Genomic DNA, 14,109 nt, shown 5'->3' with positions numbered 1-14,109 from the left:
ATTATTAAGAATGTTCAGGGATAGATTTGTCTCACTAACATTCACTTAATTTAATTTTAAAAGACATGAAAAAGATCAATTTATTTGTGAGCATGCTTGCAGTTGCGGGCTTAGGATTTACGTCGTGTAGTGATGATGACAACAACAGCACTAGCGAAAATGTAAAGATTGAAGGAACGTATAACCTTAAAGAGGTAAATACAGCTGCTGAAACTGATTTCGACCAGGATAACGATTCACATATCAATCAGATGGAAGAATCAGATTGCTACAACAACGGAAGAATCGTTTTAAATTCAGACAATACATTTGAATATAAAATTACTGGTATTCTGGTAAGTGGTGGTGAAGCAGGATGTGCAGAAACAAAAACAGTAACCGGTGTGTATACTTCGCAACCGGCAGCCGATCCAAACAATGCACTAATTACGTTAACTTATGACGATAACGGGCAGACAGCAACACGCCAGTTTACTAAAATTGGTACAGAGCTTAGCTGGTCTGATAACACTATATTGTCTACATACCCGGACAGGAATGACGAAGGTGCAGCCGTACTTGTACCGGGAGCAACTGAGTATGTTTACAAAAAATAATTGCTAAACAATTGCTATGAAAAAAAACGGATGCTTTTAGCATCCGTTTTTTTATATGATCTCAGCACTAAGGCCAGCTTCCAGCAACAAAGTACACTGAGGCTTTAAATCCTTTAATTCGCCGGTCTTAACAGTGCATTTTCCATTGTAATGCACTATCAGAGAGCATTGTTCGGCCTGTTCTGCCGTATGCTTGCATACTCTCATTAAGGTGTCGATAACATGGTCAAAAGTATTTACATCATCATTATACAACACTATCTCGTTATTATTGCCAACTGCTTCTTCAACGAGTACCTCTTCTAATACTTTTTCTCTTGTGCTCATCTTCAAATACTTAATCTAAAATGCTAATTTACATATTTTAGCGAAACCCAATTGTTCCTGCTGAATTTTTTTGCAAAGGTAAGCCCTTTTTCTGTACACGAAGCATCAATTGCCGGAATGTCTTCTTCATAAAAGCCGCTTAACAGTAAAATACCACCTTTGTTCAGGCAGTCAACATACTGCTGCATATCGTTTAATAATATGTTACGGTTGATGTTAGCAATAATAACGTCATACTGTTTGCCTTCTAGCAAGGCGGCATCACCTTCATATACACTAATATGGTGACAATTATTGCGCTCGGCATTTTCTATAGAGTTCAGGTAACACCAGTTATCAATATCTATAGCATCAATAGGCTGGGCGCCACGCATTTCGGCAAGAATAGCAAGAATAGCAGTGCCACAACCCATATCCAGGGTCTTTTTGCCTTCAAGTTCTGTTTCAAGCAGGTGCTGAATCATCATGAAGGTAGTTTCGTGATGCCCGGTGCCGAAGCTCATTTTAGGCTCGATCACGATATCATACTTAGCGCTTGTCTTTTCGTGAAAAGGCGCACGCACGCGGCAGGTGTCATCTACATCAATCGGTTCAAAATTCTTTTCCCATTCTTCATTCCAGTTAACCTGTTCGATTTCTTCAAAAGTATATTCGATTTTAAAATCGGGAGAGCTTAAAATGAATATATCTTCCAGGATATTTTCGTTCCAGAACTGTTTTTGGATGTAAGCCGAAAGCCCATTTTCAGTTTCAATGAAACTTTCAAAAGGTGTTTCGCCTAACTCGGCAATCAATATTTCAGAGCCTAACTCTTTGGGTTCTACCGTAAAATGGTATCCAATATATATGTTTGACATAACTTTAATTTTCCGCAAAGGTAACATTTAGGTAACATTGCGTAGTAATAATTAATATTAAGTTTGCGCAAACTTTACAGTGCCTCCGTATGAGAAGAAAGTCTTACTAAAATCGACTCGGGAACAATGAAAAGTAAACACGAAATAACATATAATTTTTTGAAACACTCTTAAATGAAAAACATTTTTACGTTATTAATTATCCTTGTTGGTTTTAGTGCAATGGCACAGGATCCTATCATTAAGAAGACCACTACCGATAATGACCTTAAACTATCTGCGCTTCCATATTATAATTATGGAAAAGGAGTAGGGCTTACCTCACCGGATAGTATCTTTCAGTTCAACATCCGTTTCAGGATGCAGAACCGTGCTACGTATATACAAAATGAAGATGAAGATGGGGCAATTTCAGCAGAGATACGTCGTTTAAGGCTACGTTTTGATGGTTACGTAGGTAACCCTAAATTCATTTATGCGATCCAGTTATCTTTTGCTCCGGGCGATGTCGGGCCGGCACAGGATGGAGAAAATATTAATATAATTCGTGATGCGATTGTGTTCTATAGGCCTAACAAACACTGGAGTTTTGGTTTCGGACAGACGAAACTTCCGGGTAACCGCCAGCGTGTAAACTCATCGGGTGGTCTTGAGCTTACTGACAGAAGTATTAATAATGCAAGATTTACCATAGACAGGGACTTTGGTTTCCAGGTACACAATCAACGTGAGGAAATGGATAAATTCTCTTATGCAGCAAGGGGGGCAATAACCACCGGTGAAGGAAGAAATTCAACAGACAAACCCGATAACGGACTTGCCTATACAGGTAAATTAGAATTATATCCGTTAGGAGCTTTTACTAAAGATGGTGCTTTCTTTGAAGGGGATATCAAGAGAGAACCTAAGCCTAAATTCATGGTTTCGGGCGCGTATCAGTACAATGACCTTGCAAGAAGAACAGGCGGACAGCTTGGCTTGGATCTTTTTGAAAAAAGAGATATGCAGACATTACTTTTAGACGGTATGTTTAAATACAACGGATGGGCTTTTATGACAGCTTATATGCAACGTATGGCCAATGACCCAATTACGGTGAATCCTGATGATGCAACTGATACTCGTTTCATTTATACAGGTCATGGTTATGACTATGAGCTAAGTTACGTTTTCCCTTCCCACTACCAGATTATTGGTCGTTTTTCAACACAAAAGGCACATAAAGATATCGCTGCCATAGCTCCGGACGCTAATCAGTATACATTAGGTCTTACCAAATATGTATGGGAGCACGCTTTTAAAGCACAGCTTGAATTTACTTATGATGAGCTAAACTATTTTGATAATTCTTCTAAACATAATTTTTACGTACGTTTTCAGGTAGAGATAGGTATATAATCAGGGTTTAATTTCTGATTTAGCAGTCCGGTTTTGTTTCCCAAAGCCGGGCTGTTTTGTTTTGTAAAATACCCATTGATGGGGATGTTTTATAAGTGAAAAAGCACTTGTTTTGTAGCTTAATTAACCAATTTATTTATGAAACACAAATTAAAAATTAGCTTGTTATTTTCCGCATTGCTAATTGTCTTATTTTCCGCTTGTCAAAGTGACGAATTAAATGTGAACAAACAATCGCAAGAAATTGATAAAGTTAGTGCTTCCGAACTTTTAATGTTATTAAAAAATCCGGATATTAAGAAATCAATATTGAAAAACAATGAAAAGAGGATTGATGGTTCAGTTACTATAGATTCATATTTTGAGAAACTAGATTTTGCAGATTATGATAATTATACCTTACTTTTTTCTAATTATTCAGTAGAATCCCCTTTTTATAAAACTTTGGTTGTAACCATAGATAATTATGGTGTTGAAAATGGTTTCTACGTACAATATACTCCAACAGAAGAAAATTATTCAGCAACACAACCCTTTAATGTTAAAAAATTTATGGGGCAGGTCGACGTAACAGATTTAGAAGGGAATCCTCGAGCTTCATGGATGATGTATAATGGTTTTGTATCTGATGTTTTTGAGATTAATGATTGTGAAACTACAATATCGATTACTGTTATACCTTGCTCTCATGGTGGCTTACATGCTCCGGGAGAAACATGTGAAGGCGATTTTGCTAATGATGCTTATTATCAAATTACTATACATGTTAGTTGTGGGCCTCAATATATTTTTGCTGGTGGTTATGCAGGTAGTAATGGGGATAGTAGCAATGGCGGTGGTACAGGTACAGCTCCTTCATCATCTGAAGTATTTTATGGAAAACTTTCTTTAGAACAACAACAGTTTTTGGATAATAATCCTAAAGTAAAGAGTAATATACAAGATTTTTTCAGTAAATTTAGTTATGCTAATCAAATTGCATCGGATTATGCCAAAAAGATGATTGATGAAATGATAGAAACAGGATTAATTTTTGATGTTGGTCGCTCATTCAAATCACCAGTTAATATTGATGTAACTAATATAGATAATTCTCCCGAAGGGATGAAGTTTAAAAAAGTATATGATAAGTTGACAGACATACCTAAATTTAAAGAGTTATTTGTGAAACTCTTTGCAGAGAATAGTTCTGTTAATACTATATTTAAAATTGACAACCTTCCTGTTGATGGTACAACGCAATTAGTGGCATCTCCTCAAGGTGTTATAACAAATCAGATAACAATAGATAGAAATACATTGTTAACTAGTTCGGACATTAGGATTGCAAGGATTATTATTCATGAATGTATACATGCTTTTTTGAATGTTAAATTGAAACATCCAAATATTGGAATGAGTATTCCTGATATAAATAATATGGACTTTACGGAAGTTATTAATACACTATATAATGGTTTACAGGGCAATCCTGCTCAACACAATTTTTTTGTGGATCATATGATACCGGTAATGACTGAGGTTTTAAGTCAGGGCAAACAAGTGTTATTAACTCAAGAACAAATCGCAAAAGTTGATAATCCAGAAGAAAGTGGTAGTTTTATATTTGCACCTACCAATTCAATACCACCTACTAATTCTGGTATTCCTACGACTTGGATTTGGAGTGATTTTTTTAAATATTTTAGTTTAGAAGGATTACATATGGCAGACTCATTTGATACAGTTTATCCTATTAATTCAGTTGAGCGTTACTATTTTGAGCAATATACAACAAGAGCAATTATAGCGTTTGCACCATAAATTTATGAAAACATTCTTTATTTTATTTTTGTCATTCAATCTTTACAGTCAGAATATCGATTATTTAAAATCACAGGATACTTTATATTTATTATTAGAAGAGTCTGATGCTGATTTAAATTTAAAAAAAGATAATATTGATTTCCGTGTCTATGGAAACGGTTTTGATAATACATATCGATTTATTGATGATCAAAAAAGGATGATATCTTTTATAACATTTAATAGTAATCAAATACCTGGTAAGGATAATTTAGAAGTTAAAAGAAAAGATTTCTTAAAAAAGAATAAAGATAAAATCATTGATTTTTATTTTATTGCGAAACATGGCCTAGGTATTGTCTTTATAGATATTTTAAGAGGGTCAAAAAGAAAAATTGTATATGTAATAGATTCAAAAGACATCAAACAAAGAAAGATCGTATTAAAAAAAACACTTATTAATGACGGTTCTTTTTTTATTGACAATTAAGTTACAAAATCCTGCTTCGGCAGGATTTTTTGTTAATAAGGCGGTATAGATTAGTTGCGATGAAAAATATCCAGTTATATCGTTTTAATTTTAATAAATTTGCAATGTTTAATAGCTAATTCATCATGTTACAGGCAACAGATAATACCCTAACGGGTACATTAGAGCAGTATTTCCAGAAATTCAGGAATAATATTGTAGGTATAGGGCAGGAATTCGTTTCGCCATTTGGCAAAAAAGAGATCGTTTATACCGACTGGACTGCCAGCGGAAGGCTATATCGCCCTATTGAAGAAAAACTATTGAACGACTTTGGTCCGTTCGTGGCTAATACCCATACTGAAACCACTGTTTCGGGTACGGCTATGACCAATGCGTACCACGAAGCACGCCACATTATAAAGCACCACGTTAACGCGAGCGAAGACGATGTGCTTATTACCGATGGTAGCGGTATGACTGGGGTGGTAAATAAATTCCAGAGGATATTAGGGCTTAAAGTACCTGAGAACCTGAAGGCATTTACGAATGTTCCTGAAGAGAAAAAGCCTGTGGTTTTCGTTTCTCACATGGAACACCACTCTAACCAGACTTCATGGCTGGAAACTATTGCTAAAGTAGTGCTTATACCGGCTTGTTCTGAAGGGCTTATTTGTCTTGACAGTTTTAAACAATTGCTTGAAGAACATAAAGATCATACATTAAAGATAGCCTCGGTAACGGCTTGTTCTAACGTAACAGGGATTAAAACACCTTATCACGAAATCGCTAAACTGGTACACCAGTACAATGGTGTGTGTTTTGTAGACTTTGCCTGTTCAGCACCTTATGTAAAAATTGATATGCATCCTGCTGACAGTGAATCTTATCTTGATGCTATATTCTTCTCTCCGCACAAGTTCCTTGGCGGCCCTGGTACATCAGGTGTGCTGATATTCAACAAAAAGCTATACAAAAACATGGTGCCTGATCATCCGGGTGGAGGGACAGTAAGCTGGACCAATCCTTGGGGTGAGCACAAATACCTTGATAATATTGAGGAGCGTGAAGATGGTGGTACGCCGGGCTTCCTTCAGGTTATAAAAACAGCTCTGGCTGTTAAGCTTAAAGAGCAGATGGGAGTTGATAATATCCTTAAAAGAGAAGAGGAGATCGTTGATTACGTTTTCGATTATCTGGGTAATATTCCTAATCTTAATATTCTTGCGCCTCAGCATAAAAACAGGTTGGGTGTAATTTCGTTCTATATCGACGGACTACACTTTAATCTGGGTGTAAAATTGCTTAACGATCGTTTTGGTATACAAACACGTGGCGGATGCAGTTGCGCCGGTACTTACGGACATTACCTTCTTCACGTAGACCAGGAGCAGTCAAATTATCTTACAGAGAAAATCACTTCGGGTGATCTGATACAAAAACCGGGATGGATAAGGATGTCTATCCACCCAACAACTACCAATGCTGAGATACAATACGTTTGCGAAAGCATTAAGGCTGTTGCTGAGAATTTTGGCGAATGGTCTAAGGATTACAATTACAACAGGTCAAGCAATGAATTTAGCCACATTAACGCTTCAAATTCTGAAAACGACAGGATAAAAGAGTGGTTTACACTTTAGTAGTTTTAAAGGATATTCTGAATTCAGTCCCGGAGGGACGTCATATTTATAGAAAATTTTATTCCGATGATAAAGAGCTCCGGAAGAGCGGTATAAAAATATGCCGCTCCTCCGGAGCTCTTTTGTTAGGTCTTTTACTTTCTATAAATATATCGCTCCTCCGGAGCTAATAAATTAAAGAGTGATTAAGCCGGATCGTTTTTTCGGTGTTTAAAACGTTTGTGTGTCCACAGGTAATATTCAGGAGCTTCGAGTATCTGCTGCTCAAGCATCCTTAGAAATCCATCGGTAACTTTATAATCGGGAATTTCCTTTATGTTTTCAACAGCCACAAAAGCAGCGGAATAATGTCCTCTTGAAAGCTTGCTCACTTTGGCGTAAGCCATATTCATATCCTGTTTTTTGGCAAGCATTTCACCTCCTGTAAAAACAGGAACTTCCATGCCAAAAAACATAGCCCAGTGCAGTGCTTTGCCAAGTTTAGGAGATTGATCGGCTACAAAGCCATAGATACCCTTTACTCCCTTGCGTTCGTTTTGGCGTATTACAGGAATTGTTTCTCTTGTTCCTATAAGCTCAGTATTGAATTTGCCACGAATTTTACGGACAAGACTATCAAAATACTTGTTCTTTATTACTTTATATACACCATAGCCTTTGTAAGTGGTAAGGCGTCTGTTCATGATAATAAGCCATTCGTAGCTTGCATAATGTCCTAATAAAAGAATTATGCTTTTACCCTTAGCTTCAAGATCTTCGATTACCTCATAATTCTCAAAAACATAGCGTTTTTGCAACTCTTTATCGCTAATGGTAAGGGTTTTTGCCATCTCAAAGAAACTGTCGGTAAAATGGCTGTAAAACCTTTTCTCAATTGCTTTGAGCTCTTTGGGGCTTAAATGACCCAGTGTAAGGCGAAGGTTTTCACGGACGGTTTTTTTACGATAGCCTATGATACGGTATATGATGAAACAAACGATATCCGAAAAAAAGTATAAAATCCTGAATGGTAATATAGAAATAAACCAGATGAATGGATATAGCAGTAAGTAGGCGAGAAGCTGCATTCTTATTTTTTTACAAATATACGATATAAGTTTGTTAAGGTGTTTCCTATAGAATCAGGATTGACTAAATTTACACATAAAACTTAAATCTATGAATTTGCCCCTTGTTCTTATCGCAATGATTGTGATAAACGCTATTGTGAGCTATAAAGGCTTTAATGATATCTCTTTTTTCAGGAAATATGAATTTCATATAGGAAGCATCAGGGCTGGAGAACAGTACCGCATGTTTACATCGGCTTTCCTGCATGCCGACTGGATGCACCTTGGTTTTAATATGCTTACGCTTTACTTTTTTGCTCCGGTGGTAATATATAATATGGGAATACTGGGTTTTCTGCTGGTTTATTTTGCGAGTCTTATATGCGGCAGCCTGCTTACACTGAGTTTTCATAAAAACGAACCGTCTTATAGGGCTATAGGTGCTTCGGGTGCTGTTATGGGAGTATTATTTTCTTCAATACTAATCTATCCTGATATGCAGGTTAATTTTATGCCGGGTTATATTTTTGGTATAGTTTACCTGTTATTTACTATTTATGGTATGAAAACAAGAGCTGGCAACATAGGTCACACTGCCCACTTTGGTGGTGCTATTGGTGGATTTATAATTACGCTTATTCGTATACCGGATATTCTTTTTCATAACACCATGGTAGTGATTTTGTTAGCTGTTCCGGTAGTGGTTATGTTGATCATGGCGAAAGCAGGAAAACTGTGATGTCGCCAAAACTGGCACGTAATTTGAAAATCTAAAAGAAAAATAAATCAATCATTATGAAGAGAATTGCATTAGTACTATTATTTGTTACCTCTTTGGCGGGTGCTCAGGTAACACAACAAAACCAGCAGCCATTGATTAACGTATCAGGTGAAGGAAAGATTATGGTAACTCCTGACAGGGCTGATATTACCGTAGGTGTGGAAAATGTTGGTGCCGATGCCAACGATGTGAAGAAAAAAAATGACGCCACCGTAGATGCGGTAATAAAGTATCTGAAAAGTATCAAACTGCCTGCTGAAGATTACCAGACACAAAGGGTAAATCTTTACAGGAATTACGATTACAACAAAAAGAAATACAGCTATACAGCTTCGCAAACCATTACTATACATCTGAAAGATCTTTCTAAGTATGACAGTATGATGATGGGGCTTGTAGATGCCGGAGTAAACAATATTCAGGGGGTGGAGTTTAAAACTTCCAAACAGGCACAATATGAGTCGGAAGCCCGCGTTAAAGCTGTAGCAGCAGCCAAACAAAAAGCAGCAGATTATGCCGGAGCACTGAATCAGAAAATAGGGAAGGCGGTTACTGTAACCGATAATACGCAAACCTATTATCCAAGAATGATGGCAGCAATGAAATTTAATGATGCGGAAAGTGCTGATATTCCAAAAGAAACGCTGGCGATAGGTGAGATAACCGTTACTGCTAACGTAAACATTAGTTTCGAGTTGAATTAATCTTTAGTTATATTTAAATTGACTAAGCCCTGTGCATTGCACAGGGCTTTTGTTTTGTTAAAGTTTATAAAAACACTGATGTAGTAAAAAAAATTGCCTGTTATCTCATTTCAAAGTATATTTGTAGTATATATGGCAATGATGTCTGCCTTGAACCGCTTACAAATCAATTTGAAGCTGATGACGTCTGTTAATGGCTAATGCCGGTATAGATGTATTTAATTAATTCAAGGTATGAAAATTTACAACTTCAAAAATTACATTGCCCGTATCTCTCAAAGTTTTTATTTATTATATGTCATCAAATGGCTGTTGCTGTCAATTGTTATTGGACTGTTAATTGGTTCGGCCTCTGCTTTTTTTCTTGTCTCCTTGGACTGGGTAACCAATTGGCGTGAAAGCCATGTATGGATCATTGCGCTTCTGCCATTGGGAGGGCTGGCAATTGGTTTAATGTATCATTATTGGGGTAACAGTGTAGTAAAGGGAAATAACTTGCTTTTAGAGGAATTTCATTCTCCTAAGCAGATAATTCCTTTCAGGATGGCACCGTTGGTGCTGCTTGGAACCCTATTAACACACCTTTTTGGAGGATCGGCAGGCAGAGAAGGTACGGCAGTTCAGATGGGAGGTGCTATTGCAGACCAGTTTACCCATTTTTTTAAGCTTAAACAGGAGGATAGGGGTATAATCCTTATAATGGGTATCAGTGCAGGGTTTGCGTCCGTTTTTGGAACACCGCTCGCAGGGGCTGTTTTCGCGTTGGAAGTTATGGTACTCAGCCGTATAAAGTATGATGCTTTGCTACCAAGCCTAATAGTTGCTCTTATTGCAGATTATACCTGTACAGCGTGGCATGTAAAACATACACATTATGCTATTGATGTGGTGCCTGGATTAGCTCCCGATACTCTATTATGGGCGATTATAGCAGGAATTTTGTTTGGGCTTGCTGCTATGCTTTTTTCAAAGGGAGTACATTTTTTTACTAAAATTTTCAGGGAGAAAATTAGCTACCCTCCATTAAGGCCTTTGATTGGTGGTGTTTTTATAGCGTTATCAGTTTACTTGATGGGTACTACCGAATATATAGGGTTGGGTGTTCCCCTAATAGTAAGATCGTTTGGAGAGAATTTGCCGGTTTATGCTTTTATGATAAAATTGCTCTTAACCACTTTTACTATCGGAGCCGGTTTTAAAGGTGGGGAAGTAACACCCCTGTTTTTTATTGGGGCCACTTTAGGAAATGCCTTGTTCCTGATTTTACCTTTACCAATGGCACTTTTGGCAGGAATAGGATTTGTGGCTGTTTTTTCAGGTGCAACTAATACTCCTATTGCCTGTACAATAATGGGTATCGAACTTTTTGGTATAGAGGCTGGTGTTTATATAGCGTTGGCCTGTTTTGTGGCTTATCTTTTTTCAGGACATACAGGAATATATAGTTCTCAGAATCGAGGAGGTGTTAAGTATGTGTTATACCAAAGACTAAAACAAAGAAGTTTTAGAGAGTATTTTAAATAACCGAAATAGTATCTGTGTTAAAATTACCTATTTACGGGTATTGGTTCAGGTTTTAAAATAGGTATATTTACTTACATTTTGTTTTGCAAATAATTTTAAGTTTACCCGTACAATAAAAACCTGAAGACCAATCATGAGAAAAATCGCATTATTACTGCTGGCATTAATGGCTGTTAGCTGTACACAGAATAAACAGGAAATTAAAACTATAGATATGCAGGGGCATTGGAAAACCTTGCAAACTAAGGTGAGTAAGAAAACACCAATACATGATGTGAACTGTGAAGATGGTAAAGCAAAATGGAATGGAAGTGTTTATACTTTTAATACTGATGGTAGCTTTTCTGCAAAGGACATCTGTACAGGGAAATCTGATTCGGATTCCCAAAAATGTAAGTGGAAGTACGAAGATCATGTTTTAATCCTGGAAAGTATTTACAAGGGTAAAGACATGAGGCAGGTATATTCTGTTTCTGATATTGGCGATGGTAAGACAAAATGGAAAATAATATATACCAGGTATGACCAGGTTTATAATATGGAAGATTCCGGATATTATCTTATAATGCAAAAGCAATAAAAAATGATATTTATAAAACAGCCAGCAATTTTTTTGCGGGCTGTTTTGTTTTAGGGCTGAAGTTTTTTTTAAAATAAAAAACCCGAACCATTTCTGATTCGGGTTGTGGGGAGAGCAGGATTCGAACCTGCGAAGGTTTCCCAACGGATTTACAGTCCGTCCTCGTTGGCCGCTTGAGTATCTCCCCATGCGTTCAGATCACATTTAAGTTCTCTGCCATTGCGGTGCAAATATAGTACTGTTTTTGTAGTAAACAAACATATTTGCTGGTATTTTAATAACTATTTTTTAAAGCACTGGAAGTTAATTATATAAAATGTGATTTTTATAATGAATTTATAAAATTAGCTGCTGCATTCAATGTTTCTTCGGGTTTTTCCTTGTGTGGAGTGTGTCCGCAATCGTCAATTAATACTTTTTTTGATCTGGAAACACCATATAAAATTCCTTCCACCTGCTTAAAGCTGCCAAATTCATCATTAAGTCCCTGTATTGTCAGGAGAGGACAGGTGATTTGAGGCAGATAATCTTCAATGTTCCAGTTTCTGAAGTCAGGTCTGGTCCAGGTTTCTGTCCATGCCCTGAAAAGAATATCAGTATTATCTCCGTGGTATTTTTCCAGTCTTTCTTTTAGGTTCGTGGTTTTGTAGGCCTCCATGGCTTCGTTGATGCCATTTAGTGTAATTTCTTCTACAAATATATGTGCAGCTTCGGCAATTACGGCTTTTATCTTTTCAGGATATTTAGCGGCTGTAAGGAGCGCAATAGAGGCTCCGTCACTATGTCCAAACAGAATGGGATTTACAATAAAAAGACCGTCTAGCATATTTATTAGTGTATCGGCTTCTGCTTCCATGTAATTAATAGGACGGGGCTCATCGGGCATGGCATCAGACTTGCCATAACCCAATCTGTCATATATCAGTATATTGCTTTGGGTAAGCTGCCCAAGCTTTTCAGGAAAATCCCGCCATAGCGCAACGCATCCCAGCGAATCGTGAAGAAAGACAATTGTTGTGTCGTGGTAATTATCGTAATGAAAGATGTATATTTCCTTTTCGTCAGGAGAGTAGGTATATTCTCTGGTCATAAAACAAAGCTAAGGATATGTGATGCTATAAATAAAAAAAATCTCCCGAAGGAGATTTTTATGTATGATTTGAAATCTTATTTAAGAAGTTCAGCAACTTTGGCTTTTAGTTCAGCACCTCTAAGGTCTTTAGCCACGATTTTTCCATTGGCGTCAAGAATAAAAGTAGCAGGAATAGACTCTACACCATACTGTTTTGCGATAGGCTCATCCCAAAATTTAAGGTTAGAAACATGGTTCCATGTAAGCTTGTCGTCAGCTATGGCTTTTTTCCAGCTTGTAGCTTCTTTATCTAAAGATACACCTATTATGTTAAGTCCTTTAGAGTGGTATTCATTGTATAAAGCAACAACGTTAGGGTTTTCCATACGGCATGGTTTACACCACGATGCCCAAAAATCAATAATTGTAACTTTACCCATAGCTTCTTTTAATGAAAGCGATTTTCCGGCAGGAGTGTTAGCGCTGAATGCAGGGGCCGTGCTACCTACTTCAGCATTACTCTTTCCCGGCGCTGCAGCTTGCTCTGTAGGCATTGCAGGGGCAGCTGGAGTGTCAGAAAAGGCTTTTATAAGCTCTTTACCTTTTTCTGTCTTTTTAAGGTCAGGGTGTAGTCCGTTTACTATTGCTTTCGCTTCCTCTCGGGCTGTAGGAATTGGCTCCTGAGCTTTAGCGCTGGCCTTTTGTCCAATTAAGAAGATGTTGATATATGCTTTAGGATTTTCTTTTATAAAGTCATTGTCGATCTTCTCTCTTTTTTCTTTTATTTTTTTGTACTCATCATTAAGCTTATCCATTGCCGCCTGATCCTGTTTTTGGTAAGCAGCCATGTACACGTCTCTGTTTTTTTCTCTGAAATCTTTATCTTCTTTATCTATTTTCTTAGTGTTTTCAAGATATTTAGAGAACATGTCGTTGTTGTAAGTCCCCGATCTTTTTGATTTTACTGCACTGTCTTTATCCATTTCCAGTTCTATTGAACCTTCTTCAAGGATAAATTGTAATTTTTTTGCAGGACTTGGGTCATCCTGTATTCCAATAAAATATACTTCAGGTTCTTTGGCAGTTCCTTTAAATTCAAATTTGCCATTCTCTACTTTAGCAGTATCGACTGCTTTAAATCCTATTGTAGGGTCTGGTTTTTCAAGGAAAAGCATTTTACCGTTCATTGAAGGGTCTACCGTACCTGTAATTTCAAATTCGTTCTCTGCCAGGTTTTTGCAAGACATCACGAAAGCTGAAGCTGCAAGCACTAAAAGAATTTTTTTCATATTTGTTTCTGGGTTTTATAAAGTGTAAAAGTATT

At 37.0% G+C, this 14,109-nt stretch carries 14 protein-coding genes, 1 tRNA gene and 1 riboswitch; of the genes, 9 read left to right on the top strand and 6 right to left on the bottom strand.

The window, feature by feature from the left end:
• The first annotated feature begins 65 nt into the window (after positions 1–65).
• Positions 66–596: a hypothetical protein gene (locus ACFSR3_RS16685; RefSeq protein WP_114757133.1), complete on the top strand. Its 531-nt coding sequence runs from the start codon at positions 66–68 to the stop codon at positions 594–596.
• A 51-nt stretch (positions 597–647) separates the two neighbouring features.
• Here ACFSR3_RS16685 and ACFSR3_RS16680 read toward each other — a convergent pair whose 3' ends face one another.
• Both ACFSR3_RS16680 and prmA read right to left on the bottom strand, forming a co-directional pair.
• Positions 648–923, bottom strand: a complete 276-nt coding sequence (locus tag ACFSR3_RS16680; RefSeq protein WP_114757134.1) for an ATP-dependent Clp protease adaptor ClpS — start codon at positions 921–923, stop codon at positions 648–650.
• 23 nt (positions 924–946) lie between these two features.
• Entirely contained in the window at positions 947–1,780 is an 834-nt protein-coding gene (prmA, locus tag ACFSR3_RS16675) for a 50S ribosomal protein L11 methyltransferase (protein WP_379822620.1), read from the bottom strand.
• A gap of 174 nt (positions 1,781–1,954) precedes the next feature.
• Between prmA and ACFSR3_RS16670 the strand changes: the two genes are divergently transcribed.
• From ACFSR3_RS16670 to ACFSR3_RS16655, 4 genes are all read left to right on the top strand, one after another.
• Entirely contained in the window at positions 1,955–3,178 is a 1,224-nt protein-coding gene (locus ACFSR3_RS16670) for a porin (RefSeq protein WP_379822617.1), read from the top strand.
• A 138-nt stretch (positions 3,179–3,316) separates the two neighbouring features.
• A complete protein-coding gene (locus tag ACFSR3_RS16665) occupies positions 3,317–4,981 on the top strand; it encodes a hypothetical protein (RefSeq protein WP_379822615.1) in 1,665 nt (554 codons plus the stop codon).
• Between the two features lie 4 nt (positions 4,982–4,985).
• A complete protein-coding gene (locus ACFSR3_RS16660; protein WP_379822612.1) occupies positions 4,986–5,453 on the top strand; it encodes a hypothetical protein in 468 nt (155 codons plus the stop codon).
• A gap of 125 nt (positions 5,454–5,578) precedes the next feature.
• Positions 5,579–7,075, top strand: coding sequence for an aminotransferase class V-fold PLP-dependent enzyme (locus ACFSR3_RS16655; RefSeq protein WP_379822609.1), 1,497 nt, complete (start codon positions 5,579–5,581; stop codon positions 7,073–7,075).
• Positions 7,076–7,260: 185 nt separating this feature from the next.
• Here ACFSR3_RS16655 and ACFSR3_RS16650 read toward each other — a convergent pair whose 3' ends face one another.
• Complete coding sequence (locus ACFSR3_RS16650; RefSeq protein ID WP_379822608.1) at positions 7,261–8,142, bottom strand: lysophospholipid acyltransferase family protein; 882 nt, start codon at positions 8,140–8,142, stop codon at positions 7,261–7,263.
• Positions 8,143–8,233: 91 nt separating this feature from the next.
• Here ACFSR3_RS16650 and ACFSR3_RS16645 point away from each other — a divergent pair, with 91 nt between their 5' ends.
• The 4 genes from ACFSR3_RS16645 (at position 8,234) to ACFSR3_RS16630 (ending at position 11,713) form a co-directional block, all read left to right on the top strand.
• The gene (locus tag ACFSR3_RS16645; RefSeq protein WP_379822605.1) at positions 8,234–8,863 is read left to right on the top strand and encodes a rhomboid family intramembrane serine protease; all 630 of its coding nucleotides are present in this window, start codon (positions 8,234–8,236) and stop codon (positions 8,861–8,863) included.
• A 56-nt stretch (positions 8,864–8,919) separates the two neighbouring features.
• Positions 8,920–9,609 carry an SIMPL domain-containing protein gene (locus ACFSR3_RS16640; RefSeq protein WP_379822603.1) on the top strand — a complete coding sequence of 230 codons (690 nt, stop codon included), beginning with the start codon at positions 8,920–8,922 and terminating at the stop codon, positions 9,607–9,609.
• A 125-nt stretch (positions 9,610–9,734) separates the two neighbouring features.
• A riboswitch (Fluoride riboswitch) is annotated at positions 9,735–9,806 on the top strand.
• 37 nt (positions 9,807–9,843) lie between these two features.
• Complete coding sequence (locus tag ACFSR3_RS16635) at positions 9,844–11,133, top strand: voltage-gated chloride channel family protein (RefSeq protein WP_379822601.1); 1,290 nt, start codon at positions 9,844–9,846, stop codon at positions 11,131–11,133.
• A gap of 133 nt (positions 11,134–11,266) precedes the next feature.
• On the top strand, positions 11,267–11,713 hold the full coding sequence (locus tag ACFSR3_RS16630) for a hypothetical protein (protein WP_379822598.1): 447 nt from the start codon (positions 11,267–11,269) through the stop codon (positions 11,711–11,713).
• Between the two features lie 106 nt (positions 11,714–11,819).
• Here the strand turns inward: ACFSR3_RS16630 and ACFSR3_RS16625 are convergent.
• From ACFSR3_RS16625 to ACFSR3_RS16615, 3 genes are all read right to left on the bottom strand, one after another.
• Positions 11,820–11,900, bottom strand: a tRNA-Tyr gene (locus ACFSR3_RS16625).
• A 138-nt stretch (positions 11,901–12,038) separates the two neighbouring features.
• Positions 12,039–12,803 (bottom strand): alpha/beta fold hydrolase, encoded by a 765-nt coding sequence (locus tag ACFSR3_RS16620; RefSeq protein ID WP_379822597.1) that lies wholly within the window; start codon positions 12,801–12,803, stop codon positions 12,039–12,041.
• A 77-nt stretch (positions 12,804–12,880) separates the two neighbouring features.
• Positions 12,881–14,074 (bottom strand): redoxin domain-containing protein, encoded by a 1,194-nt coding sequence (locus ACFSR3_RS16615; RefSeq protein ID WP_379822594.1) that lies wholly within the window; start codon positions 14,072–14,074, stop codon positions 12,881–12,883.
• Positions 14,075–14,109: the final 35 nt, after the last annotated feature.

The organism is Flavobacterium suzhouense (assembly GCF_042684765.1).
Taxonomy (GTDB): domain Bacteria; phylum Bacteroidota; class Bacteroidia; order Flavobacteriales; family Flavobacteriaceae; genus Flavobacterium; species Flavobacterium suzhouense.
Note: the sequence above shows the minus strand (reverse complement) of the source record. Positions and strands in the feature narration are given on the sequence as shown.